Raw genomic sequence first — 19,486 nt, 5'->3', positions numbered from 1 at the left:
ACAATGTTATTATTTTTGGAGGTGTTTTAATTGTCAAAAGTAAAGATCGAAGGAAAGAGGACAGCGGAAGAAATTGCGCGTGAGTCTGACAAGCAACTCAGAAAATCCCTTACACTTCAAGACCTTTTCTTCTTATCTCTTGGTGGAATAGTTGGATCTGGATGGTTGCTTGGTGGTGTGGCCGCTGCCGGAGTTGCGGGACCTGCTTCCATAATTTCGTGGATAATAGGTGGCAGTATAGTACTCTTTATAGCGCTTTCATTTGCGGAGATAACGAGTGCTCTCCCAAAAAGTGGAAGTATAGTTCGTTACCCCCATTACGCTTATGGCGGTTATGTTGGGTACATAATGGGATGGGCGTATTTGCTTGGGGCGTTAACAGTTCCAGCGGTCGAATCTGAGGCTATACTTTCTTATGCCTCGACCTATGTAAAAGGGCTCTTTCATACGGTAAATGGTGTGTCTGTTTTAACACCTTTAGGTATATTTTATGGCGTACTCCTTTTGGTGGCTTTTTTTCTGATCAACTGGTTTGGGATAAAATTTCTTGCAAAGTTCAATACGATTATGACATGGGTTAAATTCATAATCCCAGTTTTTACCTTTGCCTTTCTCTTCTTTATCCTGAACAAATCGAATTTCGTAAATCATGGTGGATTTTTTCCACAGGGAGTTGGAAGCATTTTCTATGCCATACCAACAGCCGGAATAGTTTTTTCTTTTCTTGGATTTAGACAGGCTCTCAATTTTGGTGGAGAAGCCAAAAATCCCCAGAGAGATATACCAATAGCGACTGTTTTATCTATCGCTGTATCGATAGTCATGTACACAATGTTAGAAATCGGATTCATTGGAGCGTTAAAATGGCCGAATGGTGTTAACTGGTCTAATCTTACTACGAGTTCCCTTGGTTCCGCTCCTTATTTTGTAGAATTGCAAAATGCCGGTATAGCGTTATTTGGAGCTTTCGCTTACTTCTTACTTATAAGCGCATTTGTTTCACCGGCAGGAACTGGATGGATATATTCGGGTAGCAGCGCGCGAACGCTTTACGGTATAGCGGCAGATGGTTATTATCCTCTCGGATTGCTAAAAATACATAAAAAAACGAAGATTCCTTACATTGCGCTTATAACATCGACTTTGCTGGGAATGATCTTTTTCCTTCCATTTCCGTCGTGGTACCTTTTTATAGGTTTTATATCAAGTTCTATGGTTTTAACCTATCTTATGGGACCAATTATGTTAATGACATTTAGAAAATACGCTCCGGATCTTCGCAGACCTTTTAGATTGCCATACGCCTCTGTAATAGCACCGATTGGTTTTGTCTCCGGTGCACTTATAATGTACTGGTCTGGTATTTCAACACTTACAATGGTTTTCTACACAGTCTTACTTGGCATACCTGTTTTTTATTTCCTTTACGCTCGACAAAAACTTGGCCTATCTAAAATATTCGCTTACACAGTCGGAATTGTTGAATTTGTTGTAACAGGCTTTATTCTTGTTTTCAACTACCTTTTTGTGCTTTATCCGGCATCTAAGGAAACAACTGATACAAAAACGATTTACTTTTTTGTAGGACTTGCTTTAATGGCCGTAGTATGGTTCACTTTTACCGCTCTTACAGCGTCAAGAGTTTCAGAGAAATATAAGATACTTTTTACAAGTTCGTATTGGTTATTTGGAATGTTCTTTGTAACGGAAGTCGTATCCTACTTAGGCGCTTTTGGAATGCAAACGATTATACCTTTTCCATGGGATACGATTCTTATGATTGGAGTCTATCTTGTATTTTATTTCTTAGCACTCAAGTCAGGTCATAAAACAGAAGACCTTGAAATTGCAGTTAAAGAGGCAGAAAAGATAAGTTCAATTGAAACTGAAAAAATTTAGAATTATACATATTAAAGGTGATCCATCTTTAATGGATCACCTTTTTGCTTGTAAAGTTTACAAATGTTGAATATAATTTAGAATATATCTCTTAAATTCAATTGTGGAGGCAAAAATGAAAGAAGAAAAATTTTCTAACCCTGGCGCAGTAGGATTGGGAGGATTTGCTCTGACAACCTTTATTCTTAACGTTGCAAACGCGGGACTTGTTCCGCAGGCTTTACTTGCGGCGTTGCCACTTGGGATTTTTTACGGAGGTCTTGCCCAGTTTATCGCAGGACTTTTTGAATTCAAAACGGGTAATACATTCGGAATGACTGCATTTACAGGTTACGGTGCCTTTTGGATGGCTTTTTCATTCCTTATGTATGCTCCTGCACTTCATCTTATGAGCGGGAATGATCTTGGCCCGATTCTCGGCATAACTTTCGTTTCATGGACTATTTTCAGTGCCATAATGTCGATCATCTCTTTTAAAACCCATGACAAAACGACTATATCTATCTTCATTCTCGTCTTTTTTCTCTTTCTTTTACTTGATATAGCCCAGTACACGGGCAATAAAGTTGTTACGACCATAGCGGGATATGAAGGCATTGCAACGGCACTTCTCGCATGGTACGGAATGTATCTTGCCATAAAAAGTCAGTTCAATTAAGGGAGAATATAATGGGAAAGGACGAGAAGGTTAAAGCGCTTTTTGTAACTTCTTTGGGATCATTCTTGACTCCTTTCACGAGTAGTTTGATAAGTTTTGCCGTTCCGAAAATAGCCGGCACCTTTCATTCGACCTTTACCGACATCGTATGGGTACCGATGGCTTACCTTATCGCCCTTCCCACCTTTATGATTCTCCTCGGCCGTTTGTCAGATATGTACGGCAGGATTAGATTTTACAGAATAGGATTTATCATCTTCTCGATTGGAGCCCTTCTCGCATCTATCGCGGACAACATTTATTTTTTGATAATTTCGAGTTTTGTGATGGGCTTTGGAGGTGCTTTGATAGGCACAAATGCCACTGCCATAATAAGTATCGTTTATCCAAAAGAAAGAAGAGGATGGGCACTTGGCATAAATGCTATGTCCGTATACTTAGGATTGACAATGGCGCCTGTCCTTGGAGGGATACTGACACAATTTTTCTTGTGGCAGGCCATTTTTTTAATCAACATTCCGATAGCAATCGGTGCTTTAATCCTTACCTTTATTTACATGAAAAGAATTAAGATCGATGAGATAAAGAAAAAAGAGAAGATCGACGTGGCAGGTTCTTTGATTTTTACGGGAAGCATCTTTTCAATTGTGCTTTATCTTAGTTTGGGCCAGATATATGATTTTACAAGCACTGTTTATCTGCTTATCGTCGGGCTCATGCTGATCTTTGCATTTGTGCTTTACGAAAGGCGCGTACAAAGTCCGATGCTCGACATATCGCTTTTTACCGCAAATAGGACCTTTGCGGCGGCAAATTTCACGGCATTTTTGAATTACGTAAGTACTTTTTCTATAACCTTTGTATTTTCAATATTTTTACAGATGGTGATCGGTTATCCACCTTTCATCGCCGGAATGCTTTTAATGGTTGAGCCTATTTTGATGGTCATCTTCTCTCCGATAAGTGGAAAGTTGTCTGACAGGTATGGATCTCGCGGCATAGCCTCTGCTGGAATGCTTATAATAGCGATTGCGTTCTTCATTTTATCATTCATCAACACAAAAAGTGGAATTGCATCGATTGCAATCCCACTTGGTATCCTTGGAGTTGGATTTGGCCTATTTTCGGCGCCGAACACGAATTCTGTTATGGGGTCTGTAAATACAAGCAAGGTCGGCGTCGCTTCGGGGACACTTGGTACGATGAGATTCACAGGCCAGTTGTTAAGCCTTGCCCTCGCAAGCGCTATACTTTCTGTGAGCCTTCCTCATTCCATGCTTCTTCAAATGTTCTCGGGGGTTACAGTTAAATCTCAGGTCGATGTTTCAGCATTTGAGAACGGGTTTAGAATTATAATGATCCTTTCAGGAATATTAAGCCTTATAGGATCGTACACATCTCTTCTGAGAACAAAGAAAAGTCCGGAATCTTAAGGCAATTTGTTTCCTGCCGCTTTGTAAAGATCGTACCATTCCTTTCTTGTCAGATTCACGTTAGATGCCTGACATATTTCTCTAAGGTGTTTTGGATTTGTTGTACCTATGACTGGCTGTATTTTTGCTGGGTGCCTTAATATCCACGCTATCGGTATGGCACTTTTGGGGACATCGTAATTCTTTGCAACCTTGTCTATTTCATCGTTTAGAGTTTTGAATTTTGGGTTATCCAAAAAGACTCCGTCAAAAAAGCCATATTGAAATGGAGACCATGCTTGAATTGTAATGCCACTAATTCTGCAATAATCGAGCACACTTCCATCACGATCGATGGACTTGTCGATTTGCATGTTGACATTCAATCCCGCATCTATCATGCCGGTGTTTGTTATGCTAAGTTGCAATTGATTTATGATTATTCTCTGGTTTAGATACTGGCTGAGCAATTCTATTTGCATGGGATTGTGATTGCTCACTCCAAAATTTCTTACCTTTCCGCTTGAGTGCAGTATAGAAAAGGCTTCGGCAACCTCTTCAGGATCGACAAGTGCATCGGGCCTGTGAAGCAAAAGTACGTCTATGTAGTCGGTCTTCAAACGTCTCAAACTACCTTCGACGGCCTCAAGAATGTGATCTTTTGAAAAATCGTAATATCCATCTCTTATGCCGCACTTTGTTTGGATGAAGATCTTCTCTCTTTCCTTCACCTCTTTTAGCGCCATTCCAAAAACTTCCTCGGACCTTCCTCCACCGTAAATGTCCGCGTGATCGAAGAAATTTATACCTTCTTCAAGGGCGGTATTTATCAACTTCGAGACATCTTTTACGGACATATCGGCAATTCTCATACATCCAAGCGCGATTTCAGAAGATCTTATTTCACCGTTTCCTATTTCTATCGTTCTCATTTCAATCACCTCTTATATTTTGCTAACCTTGTGTAAAAATCTTGGAACATCCGGGTTCAAACCCTTGGAAATCGAAAGATTGAAGGCAAATAACTGGATGAACAGTGCGTTTTCAAACGGGTATAGTTCCTTTTTTGACGGAAGTATTTTGAATGAAAGATCGCCCTTTTTTAACAATTCGTCATTGTCCGAGATGATAAGCGTATGCGATCCTGTCTCCTTTATTTTTTCAACAACTTTTGCGCTCAACTCGATCGTCGAATCGTTCGGCGCAAAAATCAAGACTGGAATATCCGGATCTAACATGGCAAGAGGACCGTGAACAAGATCAACCGATGACAGACCTTGCGCACTTATGTAACATGTCTCTTTCAACTTAAGCGCACTCTCGAGTGCCACTGGGTAGTTAAAGCCTGTCCCTATTATAACCAAATCTCTTGCAAATGAATACCTTTGAGAAAGATCGCGTATTTCCTCTTCGCGATTGAAGATCTTTTCGTACATAACCTTGAGATCTTCCACCTCAAATTTTTTCCCCTTTACAGCATATGCAAGTAAAAGCACACCGGCCATTGAGGCAGTAAAAGTCTTTGTCGCCGCCACACTTTTTTCGACCCCGGCATTCATGAAGATCGCGTTATTTCCAAGAATTTTTGTCATTGTGCTTTCTGGATTGTTAGTTATTCCAAATGTGAAGACTCCTTGGTTCGCCGATTGCCTGAGTATCTCACAAACGTCTTCGGTCTCTCCAGACTGAGATATGCCCATCACAACTCCATTCTTAAGATTCGGTGGCATTTTGTAATGTGTGTAAAGAGATCCGAGAGCAAGCGCTACGGGTATGCCGATTTCCGATTCAAAAAGATACTGACCGTAAATACACGCGTTGTCAGATGTTCCGCGCCCTGCCGCTATCATAACTGAGGGAGATAAGTTTTTGAAAACATTCGCGATTTTCTCTATCTTTTTACTCTCATTTGAAATAAGACGTTCTATCACCTCGAGGGTTTCGTGAATCTCTTCGATCATCCTGTAGGCCATTTCATACCTCCATTTTACAGATCATCTATATAATACACCATCCAATTTTATATGATAAGATCGAATTAAGGATTCTGAAGTGATGTGAAAAATATGGCAAGATCGTATGATTTTTACGAACGAATAGCCAGAAAATACGATGAAATGTACGAGAGTATCACATGGAATGTCCATCATGAGATAATTCGAAATATTCTCGATGAAATTGTCTCGGGATCTATGCACATCATGGATCTTGGCGCGGGTACCGGAAGATGGGCCCTTTATTTTGCCAAGAAGGGAATGGAAGTTACGGCCGTCGAGCCTTCAGGTGCGATGATCGAGGTCATGAAAGAGAAAGTCAATAGCATGAAGATAAAATTTGTCCAAAGTAAGGCCGAAAATATGAACTTTTTCCAAGAATTCGATCTTATCAATGCCCAAGGTGATGTTTTGAGTTATTTAGACGATCTTGAAGAGGGGCTAAATAGAATTCACAAAGCCTTGAAGCCTAATGGAATCTTTACGGGGACGGTTGATTCCAAATATTTTTTCATCAAAGACCTCTCAAGGATGGGAGAGTTTGAAAAGATCGATGCCATCGAAAGGAATCCTGTTATCTTCATAGGCGATCCAGATGTTGATATCACATTCAAAACGAGACTTTTCACCTCTAAAACGCTTTCACAACTTCTCGAGGATCATAAATTCAAAGTTATCGAAATATCCGGAATAATTACCTTTGGTCCTTACGAAGAGAGTCTTCATTCGAAATTCAACGAGATCGTCGAGAATGAGTTAAGATACAAAGACGATCCAATACTTGTCGATCAGGCAATGCATTTGCACTTCAAGGCTAAAAAAATAGAGGAGGTTATAAAATGAAAAAAGGTATTATGATTTTTAGTTTTGTGATACTTTTTGGAATTGTCTCCTTTGCAGGGACTGCAAGTTCAACAAACGTTGTAAATTGGTTAAATTTACCTTACACCCTGTCTGCCACCGTGGAAAGCCATACGATCTTCGGTACAAAGGTCGATTTTCATTCCGCCGTCAAGGACGGAGCGTTGGATCACTATTCAGTCTTTGACTTTGAACATCTTGTATTCACATTCAACCGGAATTACATCGATAAATTGCCATACGGAATAACGATGCTTAACTGCTCGATAAATCGAAATTTCTTTTCATGGGTTGTATCCTCTAAAGAATACCCGTGGGGGAAGGTCAGCATAAGTGCGCCTACCGTCGGGATGATAGAAATGTTCGTCGTCGGTGGAGTTGGTCTGTATTTTCTTATTACCCACGATCCGTTTCCTGTTTTATACGGCCTTGGCGTCCTTACAGTTGAAAACTTATTTGTCTCATCGCTTCAGACAAATTGCACGATAATTTTAGACAAAGAAAAAACCTTGTAATTTTTTCTATTGTTTCACCCGGGCCATCAAATAGGCGTCGATATATTCTCCGTTTCTTATGACATCGCAAGCGTGTTCGCACTCACATTGGGACAGTTTCTCAATTCGTAAAACCCATCGACATCCGTTTTTTCAATCGTTCTTATCTTTAGCGCCATAGTAAAGGTTCCCTCCTATTTTTGTGAAGGCTTTACTTTGCTTTTGATTGATTGGCAACGGCCTCGGCTTTTTTCTCGATCTCCTCCTGATTGCCAAGATAATAATGCTTTATCGGTTTTAGATTATCATCAAGTTCATACACAAGAGGAATTCCCGTCGGGATGTTAAGAGCGATTACCTCTTCGTTTGACAAATTGTCTAAATACTTTACCAATCCTCTCAAACTGTTTCCATGGGCGACGACGATGACTTTCTTTCCAGATTTTATCGTGGGCGCTATCGTTGAATTCCAGTAAGGTATCACCCTGTTTATCGTGTCTATGAGGTTTTCGGTAAGAGGCAGTTCAGACTCTTTCAAACTCGCGTACCGTGGATCGTGGCCTGGGTACCTTGGATCATTTTTATCAAGGGCCGGTGGCCTTATGTCTGCCGATCTTCTCCACAAAGTTACCTGCTCGTCGCCGTACTTTTGCGCAGTTTCGGCCTTATTCAACCCTTGCAATGCACCGTAATGTCTTTCATTCAATCTCCATGAATTTTGAAAGGGTATCCACATAAGATCCATTTCATCGAGTACTATCCACAACGTTCTTATGGCCCTTTTAAGTACAGATGTGAAGGCGATATCGAAATGATAACCTGAATCTTTGAGAATTTTACCTGCACTGTGAGCCTCCTGAATTCCTCCTTCGGTAAGATCCACATCCGTCCAGCCTGTAAACCTGTTTTCTTTGTTCCACAAACTTTCTCCGTGTCTCAAAAGCACAATTTTGTACATTTTGACCTCCTCGATATGTATTCAAATCTTATTATACCCAAATTTGACTTCAATTTTGAGTCATAAATTCCGGCAGGTGATTTGGCAGGTTGCACGTGGCTCGTGGCATGGAAAATTGGCAATTTGAAATTGTCAATAAACTCTTCACGTCTTAAAGTTTGCATGGTAAGATCAAAATATGGAGGTGAAAATTATGAGAAAATTGAAGTTGGGAATAATCGGATCGGGCATAGCGGTAAAAGAGTTGCATCTTCCCGCACTAAGAACTCTCGATGCGCTTTACGAGATAAAGGCAATTTCAAGCAGAAACATAGATCATGCCGCATCGCTTGCCAATGAGTGTGGGAGTGATGTCGTCGCTTTCGATGATCCTTCGAAGATGAAGGACATAGACGTTGTCGACATAGCGATACCGGTAAATTTGAATTACGATATGATAAAGATCGCCTTTGAAAAAGGCTGGGACGTGATTTGTGAAAAACCCATCGCCGAAAACACCCAAAGCGCACGAAAAGTACTTGAACTTCAGGAAAAATATCCGCAAAGGATACTCTACATCGCCGAAAGTCACAGACACGATCCGGCCATAAAGATAATAAAAGATCATCTTTCCGAAATCGGGGAGGTGGCCTTTTTCGATTACAAACTCGTTATTCCAACGAAAGATAGCAAATACGCTAAAACTGAATGGAGAAAACATCCAGCACATGTTGGGGGCTTTCTTTCAGATGGTGGTGTTCACCACGTCGCATTTTTGAACGCGATTTTTGGCAAATATCTTTCTGTCGTCGGATTTGCAAAGCAGATCTCCAACTTTACGGATGCTTACGACACGATGATCATGAGCATAAAGTATGAAAATGGTTTTGGCACCTACTCTGTTACATACGCACCTGATTACAGAGAAAATGAATTTTCAATTTATGGATCCCTCGGGTTTTTAAAGATGAAAAATTCTAAAATCACGATCGTAAAGGGCGAAGATGTCAAAGAATATCCAATACCTCCGACAAATTTCTTCGCAGAAGAATTCAAAGACTTTTACAATTGCGTCGTTAAACGCCAAAAACCAGTTTTGGGTGATCCTTACCTTGCATTCACAGACCTTGAAATGATAGAAAAAGTCATAAAATAGAATTTATTAATAAAAAACGATTTTCATTTTTGCGATTTTGTGGTATAATAAAAATGAAAATCGTTTTCGGAGGTGAAAAAATGAAAAAGTTTCTAACAATTTCAATTTTATCTGCGTTCTTAATAGCGGCGTCTGTAGCCATTGCAGCAGTTCCAGATTTTACGATGTATGGATTTCCCAATGTGGTCGCGTCGATAATAATTCAACCTGATCAAAATGCGGTTCTTACACTTGGTAACGCTTCCATAAACATTCCCGAAGGTGCATTTGGAAATGTTCCGGTTAAATTCGAATTGCTCACTGCGACCCCAACCTCATGGCAAAAGTATGTTCCATCAAATCAAAAAGTGCTTTATGCCTTTGCTTTTAAAGTCACAGACCTTACAACTGGTGCTTTGATAGGAAAGTTCTCAAAGCCGGTGATCTTCTATTTTTCATCAAGTCAAATCACATCACAGGCACAATATCTCGACACAACAACGTCCTTTGTGGTTTCCAAAAATCCCATACCACCAAAAATAGAATTCAATGGTCAGATAGGTACCCTTTCCCATCCGATAGCGGGCGCCCCCGTAGGATGGCTTGTAACGGTTCCAGAATAATTTGAAAAACAAATAATCAAGCCGGCGAAAGCCGGCTTAGTTTTACCTTAAAATAGTCGGGAAAATAAATCTCCTCTACGTGGCCACGACGTCGTATGACGCATATATCGGCATCTTTGTCAGAGACCGAGATTTATCTGTTCTTCGATGTACTTCCAGAGGTTATGCTCGACTTTATACAACAGTTGATACCATTTTATAAAAGTTATATAATAATTATTGTATATAATATGTGAAAGATGTGGTAAAAATTGAAAGTGTTTAGCAGTAAAGAAGTACGGCAAAAATGGCGGACATTGCTGGACGATATCTATACCGGAGACGACGTGGTTGTTGAAAGAAACGGCAAACCTGTTGCTGTTGTCATTCCATACAAAGATTATGCCGAGATAAAGACAATTCTTGAGGACAAAAGAGTCGAAAAACATGCAAACGATGTGTATGAAGAATGGAAAAGAAATCCGGATACTGCGATATCTCTTAAAAAGTTTGAAAAAGAATTAAAAGATGAAGGTCTGATTTGAGGAAATACGAAATTCTAATTCATCACAACGTTCAAAAGATCATCAAAAAACTGCCAAAGAATTTGATCCTCGAGATGCTGGATTCCATGAATGAACTGGCAGATAACCCGCGACCAAATGGAAGTAAAAAATTAAATTTTAAGATATTTTCTTCATTATTATTATGAATTCTTTAGTCATAGTTTTACTTTTATTTCCAGATACATTCGTTGGGCTATTTAACATTGGCATTCTTTTATTTGGTATATTTCTTAAATAAGTACCAAATTCTTGAAATCCTTCATCATTAAAAAAGCACTTTATTGCTTCTGACGTTGGCAGCATAACTTCTGAGACTGTTCTATCTGCCACGATATAACAAACATATCCATTTTGTTTTACTATTTTAGATACATTCTTTATAGATTGTCGAAGATCGATATAGAATGATACAACCTCTTTGGCCCTTTTTTCATTTTTGCTTCCTATTTCTTCAATTGCTAAATCAAGAGGTGAACACTCAAATTTAATAATTTGGGGGGCTCTACTACCGCCCATAGAAGTTTTGTCAACATCTTCACTTGAATTAGAAAGACTTAACCATTCGATAGATAATCTTGAGTATTGACCATAAGCAACTGTTGTATGAGAATCTCCATACGGAGGAGAAGTAATAACTATATCGGCATAATTGCTTGGTATAAATTCATTAGGAATGTCTTTAACCGAATTAAAAGAGTAGATATCTGCTTTGGGTCTATATTCAAGAAGATCCATATGACGTTTAAAAGCAAGATATCCTAAATAATTCTTTTCTAATTTCTCTGCCATAATTTTAAATGGATCTGGATTGAAGTTAGAAAGATACTGTTTGTTATATCTAAATAATTTAAATTCTCCTCTTCTTGTGTTAGAACTCAATCTTACCGTTTCACTGAAGGCAACGCTAAAAAATATTTTGATATTTTCATTTTCTATTTTTTGCAAGTAAGCAAGAATCATTCCCAACGACTCTATAACATCCTCTTTGAACCAGAATGATATATTTTTAACGTTAGGAATAGCAGGAGTCAGATTAGGATATACAGAAAAATATATGAAGTCATCTATTGCTTTTCTGATCTGCTTAGGATCCATTGAATAATTAGTTTTTGCCTTGGCTATAAGTTGTGCCAATGGATTTATATCAGTTCCTACAACATCCAGAGAAAGTAATAAACCCTCAACTAAAGAAGAACCTGTCCCACAGTAAGGATCAAATAATATTCCCTTATTTAAGTTTAGCATACTAAGTATTTTTCTTGGTATTTGTGGTATCATTCTGGCTGGATAATCGTGATAAATGTGAGTGTAATCTCGTGTGTTTTCACCATTAAAAGTCCAATCTTCCGTTTTTATCAAACTATAACCTCCCTTGTCTTAAAAAAATTCGTTAAATACTTTTCATAAGTTCTAAATCCAGTACCGTGATTTCGTGCCATAGTTCCTTTATCGTGAAGACGTAAATCTATCAAAAGAGTACCATCTCTAATTCGCTCATTTATTATGAAAGAAGTTGTGCCTTTGAGTAATTCGGCAGAATAAAAATAAAACCATTCTTTATCTTTTCTGTATTCTACTCTTGCCTTTACCAATATCAATGCTGGCATTTTTTTGATAAACTGTTCTTCGAGATCAGAAAATTTCCATTTAGCAATTGTTGTACCATCTATATGTCTTACACTAACAGTTTCAGTATCACAATAAAGAAATAATCCAGCGCTATTAACTTGGAAAGACATGGTAAAATAAAGCCCTAATCTACCGTTTTTATCTTTTGTACCGTATCTCCGCACTGCATCTAATGGGTTTAGAATCCATGCTCCTCTATTGAAAGTGAATAATGTTATCAAATTCATTGAATTATCACGATGAGCCTTTAATTCTATGTTCCCGAGATCCGGTAAATCAAGATTATTTTCTTTAAGTCCCATATAACTTTCTAAAGTTTTCCCTACTCCAGTAGGACCCTTTCTCAGAGATTCCACATAACCTTTATTTCTCAAAACTATAAATTGTTTTTTGAATTCCTTTATGTTCAGAAAAATCACTTCCTTATGGATATTTTATCACATGGATAACAAATACTTTTGTGAGTGCGATCACTTGTCAACACCGAAAATTTTTGATCGAAAACACCGAATTTTTTGCGCCTTTTCATCAGTCAGTTTGAAGCATTTTAAGACGGGGATTTATTTCTTTGATATCAAATTTGTCTGGATCAAAATCTTCTCCTGCCCATTCAACGATCTCTTCGTGATCCTCTGCTGATGGGTCAAGATAAAAATCGATTAACTTATCTTCTTCGATCTTATTTCCAACTTTCCAACGTTCCAAAGCGAAAAGCATACATTTGTAAGTTATTCGCTGATTTTATTATATCTTCTTTCGAGGCATCAAATTGAAAACCTTCTTTTATTTTGAACGTGACAATCATGATTCTTTCTTCACTTATTTCGAAATCCGCACCTACAAATTCAGTTATTCTTTTCAGCGATAAGATAAGGAAATATCTTTAAGAAAATTAAGAGTTGCATTGACGATTATCTTTTGTTGATCTGATCTCGTTATAGTCGCAGGATTATCGCCATCCTGATCTCCGTACCATCCAAATTGTGCATGATCTCCTCCCAAGATCCTGACATATTCGGTATTTTGAGGAAGCAAATGCTTTGCATCTTCTATCTTTTGAGGTGTAGCAAGACCATCGTTGGTGGCATAGATTACAAGTACTGGAATTGAAGAATTAGAAAGATCATCTGAATTATCCGGATAAGATGCCCACAGAACTATTCCATTTATTTTATTTTTGTTATTCTTTGCGTAACTGACGGCTATAACTCCTCCGAGAGAATGTCCTCCAATTACCCATTTTTTGATGTATGGATAATCTTTTATAACTTCACCGGCTTTGTCTACGCCAAAAATCGCCAAATTTAGCGGCATAAGAACTATAACCGTAAGGAATCCATGTGATGCTATCTCACTCATTTCAGGAGCGTATGATCGAGGATCAACCTTTGCACCGGGGTAAAAGATAAACCCGACAGTCGGTGTAGCGTCTCTTGGGGTGAAGGCTATCCAATTCTCGTAAGTGACCTTAACAGAATCATTTGATTTCATTGCCTCTAAGGCCTGCGGCATGACGTTCATGGGTTTTAGGTACCAAAAAAGTAGTCCTCCTGCAACCAAAATTGTTACAAGCGTTAAAAGAAAGATATTACCTTTTTTCATTTTTCAACCTTCCTTATGGATATTTTATCACATGGATAACAAATGTTTTTGTAGGTATGATCACTTTTAATGAGCGCACAATTTCTGATTGAATTTTTACAACTGATCACTTGATCACTTTCGTGGAACATACTATTTATGTTATATTTTATTATGAAATTTCACGATCTTTTCTTACTAAATTACGGAATAGGGGGAATAAGAATGATGAATCAAAATTTTTCTGTTAATCAGCATCCAATTCAACATATTCTTTCTTGGATACAAAGTAATGAAATTGCAATTCCTGAAATTAAAGACCTTTTGTTTGGAGTTCTACAAAAGTTAGAGACTTTATAGATTCACTTTATAAGGGATATCCGGTAGGTTATATAATAATCTAAAAGTAAGCAATTGACGATGGAAATACCCAAAAGAATTAATTAGGGGTAATTTCGCTGGCTATGAGTTCGGCCTGTTTGAGAACTGTTTCTGTGGCAAGTTGCTGCATATCCGGCGGATAGCCATAGTGTCTAAGCGTTCTTTTTATTATCACTTTTAATTTCGATCTTGCACTTTCTCTGATAGGCCAGTCTATAGTTGCATTTTCTTTGACACTTTGATAAAGGACAACTGCAAGTTCTCTTAATTTCTCTTTTCCCATAAGTTCTCTTGCGCTTTCGTTGTCCGCAACCGCGCAGTAAAAGGCGTATTCATAATCAGAAAGTCCCATTTCTTTTGGTTCTTTATCGCTTTCCTTAATTTCTTTAGCGAGTTTTATAAGTTCATCTATTACTTCTGCTGCCGTAAGAAGTTTATTGTTGTATTTTCTTATCAAATTTTCAAGGGATTCTCTAAGGGATTTGGTTTTAACTAAATTTGTTTTTATTCTTCCTTTAATTTCATCATTTATCAACTTTTTAAGAGTTTCAATGGCTAAATTTTTATGTTTCATAACTTTTATTTCTTCTAAAAACTCATCGGACAATACTGAAATATCAGGCTTTTTTATGCCTGATGCGTCGAATATATCAATTACACCATTAGTCGTTATGGCTTTATCTACAATCTGCTTTATTGCAGTTTCAAAATTTTCTACCGTTTCTCCTTCTTCACTTCTGTTAAATTTTACAAGTCTTGATTTTACAGCCTGAAAAAATGCTACTTCTTCTTTTATTCTCATGGCTTTTGGGTGTGGAATTGCTATGGCAAAAGCCCTTGAAAGAGCCGTTACCGCGTCAATATATCTCTTTTTACCATTTTCAAGCCCAAGTATAAAATCCTCTGCCTCGAGGATAATGTTTAATTTCTGTGAAATATCGGCATCAAGATATTTTTTATAATCAAAACCATAAAACATATCCCTTACGACTTCAAATTTTTCAAGCATTATCTTAACTGCTTCTTCTTGGAGTTCCGCAGGTTTTCCCTTTCCTCCATTTTCTGCATAAAAAGATAAAGCCTCTTTCAAATCTGCAGCAATTCCGATATAATCAACTATAAGTCCACCTATTTTATCTTTGTAAATTCTGTTTACCCGGGCTATCGCCTGCATCAAAGTATGACCTTTCATTGGCTTATCGATGTACATTGTATGAAGGCAAGGAACATCAAAACCTGTAAGCCACATATCAACTACAATGACAATTTTTAATTCATCCTTAGGGTCTTTAAATCTATATGCTAATGTTTTTCTTTCCTCTTTTGTTAGATAAAATTTTGAAATCTCTGGTTCATCCGAAGACGAGGTCGTCATAACAACTTTTATTTTTCCTCTTTTAATTTCGTCGCTGTGCCAATCAGGACGTAAACTTATTATTTCGTTGTAAAGTCCAGCGGCAATTTTCCTTGTCATGGCGACAATCATTCCTTTTCCGTCCATTGCTTCAAGTCGCTGCTCAAAATGCTCTACAATATCTTTTGAAATCTCTTCTATTCTCGGTTTTGCACCAACTAAAGATTCAAGTTTAGCCCATTTTGCCTTTGCTTTTTCTACTTCTGATAACCCTTTTTCGTCAAGTTCTTCTTCGTATTCCTCAATAAGTTTTTTTCCTTCTTCGTCTAAGTTTATTTTTACAAGTCTGCTTTCGTAATAAATGGGAACTGTTACTCCATCTTCAACTGCGTTTGCAATATCATAAATATCAATGTAGTTTCCAAAAACCGCTGGAGTGTTTCTATCTGCTTTTTCAATTGGTGTTCCAGTAAAGGCAATGTAAGTTGCATTTGGCAATGCATCTCTTAAATATTTCGCAAAACCATATTTAAACTCTCCGCTTTCTTTATCTACTTTTGCTTTAAAGCCATACTGCGTCCTGTGAGCCTCATCTACAATTACAATGATGTTATCTCTATTTGATAAAGTTTCATAAACGTTTCCTTCATCTGGCCAAAATTTATGAATAGTTGTAAATACAACACCACCGGCATTAACTTTTAAAAGTTCTTTTAGATGCTGTCTGTTTATGGCCTGGACTGGTTCTTGTCTTAAAAGTGGAGTTGCAGAGGCGAAGGTATCAAAAAGCTGGTCATCAAGGTCGTTTCTATCAGTGATCACGACAATTGTTGGGTTGTTGATTGTTTGAATTATTTTTCCTGCATAAAAAAGCATCGATAAAGATTTTCCAGAACCTTGAGTATGCCAGACAACACCGGCTTTTTTGTCTCCTTCTGATTGCGTCTTAACATCAGGCAAACCATAAATTGCAGGAGATTCGTTAAAAATTGTTATATTTTTATTTTTACCAATTGCCCTCAGTGTTGACTCAATGGCTTTGTTGACAGCGTAGTATTGATGGTATACCGCTATTTTCTTTGTGATTTGTATAATGGTTTGACCTTTCTCATCTTCTTTTTTTGATTTATCAAAAAGTATAAAAAATCTAATATAATCAATGAGAGTTTCTTTATTTAAAAGCCCTTTTATCAATGTTTCAATCTGATTCACATGTAAGGCCTCTTTTTTACCATCGATAGATTTCCAAGCCATGAATCTATCGTATTCGGCAGACAAACTTCCTATTTTTGCTTCAAGCCCATCTGAGATAATTAAAATTTCATTGTAGGTAAAAAGTGATGGTATTGTTTGTTTGTATGTTTGAAGTTGGTTATAGGCTGATTTAATGGTTGCATCTTCATCTGCTGGATTTTTAAGTTCTATCACAACAAGAGGCAGTCCGTTTATAAAGATAACAATATCGGGTCTTTTGTGATGATTTTCTATAACTGTAAATTGGTTTACCACCAAAAAATCGTTATTTTGTGGATTTTTAAAATCAATGAGCCATACAATATCGCCTCTCTCAATCCCATCTTTTTGGTATGTAATTTTTATGCCTTCAGTTAGCATTCTGTGAAAGATTTCGTTATTTGCTATTAAATCGGTCGTATGGATGCGGGTTAACTGTTTTATGGCATCTTCAACTGCATCTTGGGGTAAATCTGGATTTATATTTTTTAAAGCAGTTATTAATCTGTCAAATAAGATGACATCTTCAAAGGATTCCCTAACGGTATTTTCGCCATCCTGGCCAAAAAGATAATTATAACCTTGATTTTTAAACAGTTCTATTGCAAAGTTTTCAATTTGTGATTCGGTTAAGTTAGACATAGTTATCTCCTAATTTTACCCTTAATTCTCCGCTCATTAGTTTTGGCAGAAGTGCATCTCGTAAATTTTCGAGGGTGCGGATTTGTATGCCATTAAGAAATATTTTGTCAACCAAAGGTTTAACAAAATTATCAAATTTTACAGTCGTGTTTTTTGGAGGTAAAATTATTGATAAATTCTTCATAGTACCCTTATTTAATCCGGGTTGCGCAGAGTTAGTATTAAAATTTCTTAATTCTTCTTCATTCAATAAAAAATAAAGGAAAAATTGCGATAGTCTATCATTTACTCTTAATATAAAGACATGCTCATTAACACAAAATTTTTTAAATGGAAAACCTTTTCCAAACATGCTTTTTCTTCCAATATAAGCGCCATCTTTATAAATTAATACATCATAATCTTGAACGATGCCTTGTTTTATCTTTTTAAAGAATTCATTGGTAATATATCTTACTTTAGAGAAATCAAAATTACCTAATCCATTAATATTTTCAGCTCCAATACTTGGAATTCCTGTTTTTAAATTAGGATCTATTCCTCCTTTAGGTCTGGAGCCTGATTCAATTTTGTTTAAAACTTCTCCTAACTTCACCTCTTCCCAGTCCTCTTTTGCGTCTTCAATAAACCACTTTCTAAAAAGAGTTTCTGCCATTTGTTCAAGGGTTTTGTTTTGACGGTGAAGAAGGTCTATTTTGTCATCAAGAGATGAAAGCACATCGGCAATGGCTTGTTGTTCTGGAAGTGGAGGAAGATAAAATTCATATTCTTTAACTACATCTGTTTGAACTCGTTGTCTCCCAGAACTACCTGTCATAGATTTAATAGCAATATCTCTAAATTCTGGAGAGATTGCAAAATAATACAGAAAATGTTTATCTGATTTTTCATCAATAGCCCTTAAAACTATAAATTCTGTTGAACCAAAACCTATTTCGTTATTTTCTAGAAAATCTATAAAAGCAGTTTTCCCATTTTCTAAACTTGGAGTTATCCTTGCAACTATTGTATCTCCATTTTTAAATTTTACTCCTCCATTATATCTTTCTAATAAGAAAAAATCGATTTTTTTAGTAAATGGCCTAATCATTTCCATTGAAACTTTTTTAGCAATTTGGCCTTTTTTTAATGACTCAGAAGGATTTATTATTGCTATTTCCCTCAACTTAACTTTCTTCCACCCCTTCGGCACTTTTTCATTCATACCAGCGCCTCCATTCATACTTTACCCTTTACCTTTTCCAAAATTTTCAAACCCGCTTTATCCATTTTTGAAAAAGCAAATACTTTTTTGCCTAAGTCTTTTAAAGAAGCTCCGATATGATAAACATCCTTATCATCTATTATCAAAAATCTATCGTGAATATTTTTTAATTCGATCATTTCAATAAAAGGATACTGCGCATTGTATTTTTTTAAATCCAGTTCAAGTTGTTTTGTTATCTTTCCAACAAATATGATCACTTTTACCTCTGGTTTTCTCTTAGTTAATAAAGTAAATACGCTTTCGTCTATGTAATTATCTATTAAAATTATTGATTTTTTCGCTGAGCGGATTAAATCGCAAACAAATTTATAGGCATCAAAAATTTGCCCGTCAAAGAATATTCCTTGCGTGGGAATTTCTTCTTTGTTTTCAAGAGCATTAAATAAAGTCTCAAATTTTTTATCGTGCTCAGTTAACCTGTATTCAACCTTTTCCAAACGGGCAAATATTTCAGCGTTTTTGATAATAAATTTCCTCATGGCGACAAATGCTTTCATAATTTTAATACTAACATCTATAGCAGTTTTACTTCTTAATACTGTAGAGAGCATTGCTACTCCATGTTCGGTAAAAGCATAAGGAAGATATCTTCTTCCTCCCCAACTTGAGGTCACAAATTGTGATCTCAAATTTTCATATTCTTCCTCAGTTAGTTGAAACATAAAATCTTCAGGAAATCTTTCTTTATTTCTTTTTACTGCCTGATTTAAAACTCTGACTTCAACATCGTAAAGCTTTGCTAAATCGCTATCTAACATTACCTGAACGCTCCTTAGTGTATAAATTTTGGTTTTAATGTCTTCAATACTTACTATGTCTTTATCCATTTTTAACAAATCTC

At 36.9% G+C, this 19,486-nt stretch carries 18 protein-coding genes and 1 pseudogene; 9 read left to right on the top strand and 10 right to left on the bottom strand.

Going from position 1 to position 19,486, the window contains the following annotated elements; translation table 11 throughout:
- The first annotated feature begins 30 nt into the window (after window positions 1-30).
- From ATHSA_RS01565 to ATHSA_RS01555, 3 genes are all read left to right on the top strand, one after another.
- Window positions 31-1,899: an APC family permease gene (locus ATHSA_RS01565; protein ID WP_161847437.1), complete on the top strand. Its 1,869-nt coding sequence runs from the start codon at window positions 31-33 to the stop codon at window positions 1,897-1,899.
- A gap of 115 nt (window positions 1,900-2,014) precedes the next feature.
- Window positions 2,015-2,557 (top strand): acetate uptake transporter, encoded by a 543-nt coding sequence (locus ATHSA_RS01560; RefSeq protein WP_161847436.1) that lies wholly within the window; start codon window positions 2,015-2,017, stop codon window positions 2,555-2,557.
- A gap of 11 nt (window positions 2,558-2,568) precedes the next feature.
- Entirely contained in the window at window positions 2,569-3,990 is a 1,422-nt protein-coding gene (locus tag ATHSA_RS01555) for an MFS transporter (protein WP_161847435.1), read from the top strand.
- Here the strand turns inward: ATHSA_RS01555 and ATHSA_RS01550 are convergent.
- Window positions 3,987-4,901: an aldo/keto reductase gene (locus ATHSA_RS01550; protein WP_161847434.1), complete on the bottom strand. Its 915-nt coding sequence runs from the start codon at window positions 4,899-4,901 to the stop codon at window positions 3,987-3,989. The two genes, ATHSA_RS01555 and ATHSA_RS01550, sit on opposite strands and share 4 nt — an antisense overlap.
- Window positions 4,902-4,913: 12 nt before the next feature.
- The gene (locus ATHSA_RS01545; RefSeq protein ID WP_197739189.1) at window positions 4,914-5,942 is read right to left on the bottom strand and encodes an SIS domain-containing protein; all 1,029 of its coding nucleotides are present in this window, start codon (window positions 5,940-5,942) and stop codon (window positions 4,914-4,916) included.
- Between the two features lie 93 nt (window positions 5,943-6,035).
- On the opposite strand from ATHSA_RS01545, the gene ATHSA_RS01540 reads away from it, so the two are divergent.
- The gene (locus ATHSA_RS01540) at window positions 6,036-6,806 is read left to right on the top strand and encodes a class I SAM-dependent methyltransferase (RefSeq protein WP_161847433.1); all 771 of its coding nucleotides are present in this window, start codon (window positions 6,036-6,038) and stop codon (window positions 6,804-6,806) included.
- Window positions 6,803-7,339, top strand: coding sequence for a hypothetical protein (locus ATHSA_RS01535; protein WP_161847432.1), 537 nt, complete (start codon window positions 6,803-6,805; stop codon window positions 7,337-7,339). The genes ATHSA_RS01540 and ATHSA_RS01535 overlap by 4 nt, the downstream gene beginning before the upstream one ends.
- Window positions 7,340-7,529: 190 nt before the next feature.
- Here the strand turns inward: ATHSA_RS01535 and gpmA are convergent, their stop codons facing one another.
- The gene (gpmA, locus tag ATHSA_RS01530) at window positions 7,530-8,276 is read right to left on the bottom strand and encodes a 2,3-diphosphoglycerate-dependent phosphoglycerate mutase (protein ID WP_161847431.1); all 747 of its coding nucleotides are present in this window, start codon (window positions 8,274-8,276) and stop codon (window positions 7,530-7,532) included.
- A 193-nt stretch (window positions 8,277-8,469) separates the two neighbouring features.
- Here gpmA and ATHSA_RS01525 point away from each other — a divergent pair, with 193 nt between their 5' ends.
- The 3 genes from ATHSA_RS01525 (at window position 8,470) to ATHSA_RS01515 (ending at window position 10,537) form a co-directional block, all read left to right on the top strand.
- Complete coding sequence (locus tag ATHSA_RS01525; protein WP_161847430.1) at window positions 8,470-9,411, top strand: Gfo/Idh/MocA family protein; 942 nt, start codon at window positions 8,470-8,472, stop codon at window positions 9,409-9,411.
- Window positions 9,412-9,491: 80 nt separating this feature from the next.
- Window positions 9,492-10,013 carry a hypothetical protein gene (locus ATHSA_RS01520; protein WP_161847429.1) on the top strand — a complete coding sequence of 174 codons (522 nt, stop codon included), beginning with the start codon at window positions 9,492-9,494 and terminating at the stop codon, window positions 10,011-10,013.
- A 257-nt stretch (window positions 10,014-10,270) separates the two neighbouring features.
- Window positions 10,271-10,537 (top strand): type II toxin-antitoxin system Phd/YefM family antitoxin, encoded by a 267-nt coding sequence (locus ATHSA_RS01515; protein ID WP_232060139.1) that lies wholly within the window; start codon window positions 10,271-10,273, stop codon window positions 10,535-10,537.
- A 138-nt stretch (window positions 10,538-10,675) separates the two neighbouring features.
- On the opposite strand, the gene ATHSA_RS01510 is transcribed toward ATHSA_RS01515, so the two are convergent.
- The 4 genes from ATHSA_RS01510 to ATHSA_RS01495 all read right to left on the bottom strand — a co-directional run bounded on the left by ATHSA_RS01510 (window position 10,676) and on the right by ATHSA_RS01495 (window position 13,789).
- A complete protein-coding gene (locus ATHSA_RS01510) occupies window positions 10,676-11,917 on the bottom strand; it encodes a TRM11 family methyltransferase (RefSeq protein ID WP_161847427.1) in 1,242 nt (413 codons plus the stop codon).
- Window positions 11,914-12,606 (bottom strand): MvaI/BcnI family restriction endonuclease, encoded by a 693-nt coding sequence (locus tag ATHSA_RS01505; protein WP_197739188.1) that lies wholly within the window; start codon window positions 12,604-12,606, stop codon window positions 11,914-11,916. The genes ATHSA_RS01510 and ATHSA_RS01505 overlap by 4 nt, the downstream gene beginning before the upstream one ends.
- A gap of 109 nt (window positions 12,607-12,715) precedes the next feature.
- Window positions 12,716-12,892 carry a plasmid pRiA4b ORF-3 family protein gene (locus ATHSA_RS01500; RefSeq protein ID WP_161847426.1) on the bottom strand — a complete coding sequence of 59 codons (177 nt, stop codon included), beginning with the start codon at window positions 12,890-12,892 and terminating at the stop codon, window positions 12,716-12,718.
- A gap of 153 nt (window positions 12,893-13,045) precedes the next feature.
- Window positions 13,046-13,789, bottom strand: coding sequence for an alpha/beta hydrolase (locus tag ATHSA_RS01495; protein ID WP_161847425.1), 744 nt, complete (start codon window positions 13,787-13,789; stop codon window positions 13,046-13,048).
- A 204-nt stretch (window positions 13,790-13,993) separates the two neighbouring features.
- On the opposite strand from ATHSA_RS01495, the pseudogene ATHSA_RS10270 reads away from it, so the two are divergent.
- Window positions 13,994-14,166: pseudogene (locus tag ATHSA_RS10270) on the top strand (DUF262 domain-containing protein); the annotation flags it as partial.
- A gap of 41 nt (window positions 14,167-14,207) precedes the next feature.
- Here ATHSA_RS10270 and ATHSA_RS01485 read toward each other — a convergent pair.
- Genes ATHSA_RS01485 through ATHSA_RS10175 form a run of 3 tightly spaced genes read right to left on the bottom strand, consistent with a single transcriptional unit; the run spans window position 14,208 to window position 19,472 of the window.
- On the bottom strand, window positions 14,208-17,378 hold the full coding sequence (locus tag ATHSA_RS01485; RefSeq protein WP_161847424.1) for a type I restriction endonuclease subunit R: 3,171 nt from the start codon (window positions 17,376-17,378) through the stop codon (window positions 14,208-14,210).
- A complete protein-coding gene (locus tag ATHSA_RS01480) occupies window positions 17,371-18,582 on the bottom strand; it encodes a restriction endonuclease subunit S (RefSeq protein ID WP_161847423.1) in 1,212 nt (403 codons plus the stop codon). Before ATHSA_RS01480 ends, ATHSA_RS01485 begins: the two co-directional genes overlap by 8 nt.
- Before the next feature lie 14 nt (window positions 18,583-18,596).
- Window positions 18,597-19,472 carry an ORF6N domain-containing protein gene (locus tag ATHSA_RS10175; RefSeq protein WP_161847422.1) on the bottom strand — a complete coding sequence of 292 codons (876 nt, stop codon included), beginning with the start codon at window positions 19,470-19,472 and terminating at the stop codon, window positions 18,597-18,599.
- Between the last annotated feature and the right edge of the window lie 14 nt (window positions 19,473-19,486).

This window comes from Athalassotoga saccharophila, assembly GCF_009936215.1.
Classification (GTDB): domain Bacteria; phylum Thermotogota; class Thermotogae; order Mesoaciditogales; family Mesoaciditogaceae; genus Athalassotoga; species Athalassotoga saccharophila.
The sequence above is the reverse complement of the archived record's forward strand: the minus strand, read 5'-3'. Positions and strand labels throughout refer to the sequence as shown.

Bases quoted from the DNA above. Each gene is read 5' to 3' on its own strand.
- gpmA (WP_161847431.1), bottom strand. From the start codon at position 8,276: ATGTACAAAATTGTGCTTTTGAGACACGGAGAAAGTTTGTGGAACAAA.
- ATHSA_RS10175 (WP_161847422.1), bottom strand. From the start codon at position 19,472: ATGGATAAAGACATAGTAAGTATTGAAGACATTAAAACCAAAATTTAT.
- ATHSA_RS01495 (WP_161847425.1), bottom strand. From the start codon at position 13,789: ATGAAAAAAGGTAATATCTTTCTTTTAACGCTTGTAACAATTTTGGTT.
- ATHSA_RS01540 (WP_161847433.1), top strand. From the start codon at position 6,036: ATGGCAAGATCGTATGATTTTTACGAACGAATAGCCAGAAAATACGAT.
- ATHSA_RS01550 (WP_161847434.1), bottom strand. From the start codon at position 4,901: ATGAGAACGATAGAAATAGGAAACGGTGAAATAAGATCTTCTGAAATC.
- ATHSA_RS01520 (WP_161847429.1), top strand. From the start codon at position 9,492: ATGAAAAAGTTTCTAACAATTTCAATTTTATCTGCGTTCTTAATAGCG.
- ATHSA_RS01555 (WP_161847435.1), top strand. From the start codon at position 2,569: ATGGGAAAGGACGAGAAGGTTAAAGCGCTTTTTGTAACTTCTTTGGGA.
- ATHSA_RS01525 (WP_161847430.1), top strand. From the start codon at position 8,470: ATGAGAAAATTGAAGTTGGGAATAATCGGATCGGGCATAGCGGTAAAA.
- ATHSA_RS01480 (WP_161847423.1), bottom strand. From the start codon at position 18,582: ATGAATGAAAAAGTGCCGAAGGGGTGGAAGAAAGTTAAGTTGAGGGAA.
- ATHSA_RS01535 (WP_161847432.1), top strand. From the start codon at position 6,803: ATGAAAAAAGGTATTATGATTTTTAGTTTTGTGATACTTTTTGGAATT.
- ATHSA_RS01545 (WP_197739189.1), bottom strand. From the start codon at position 5,942: ATGGCCTACAGGATGATCGAAGAGATTCACGAAACCCTCGAGGTGATA.
- ATHSA_RS01560 (WP_161847436.1), top strand. From the start codon at position 2,015: ATGAAAGAAGAAAAATTTTCTAACCCTGGCGCAGTAGGATTGGGAGGA.
- ATHSA_RS01485 (WP_161847424.1), bottom strand. From the start codon at position 17,378: ATGTCTAACTTAACCGAATCACAAATTGAAAACTTTGCAATAGAACTG.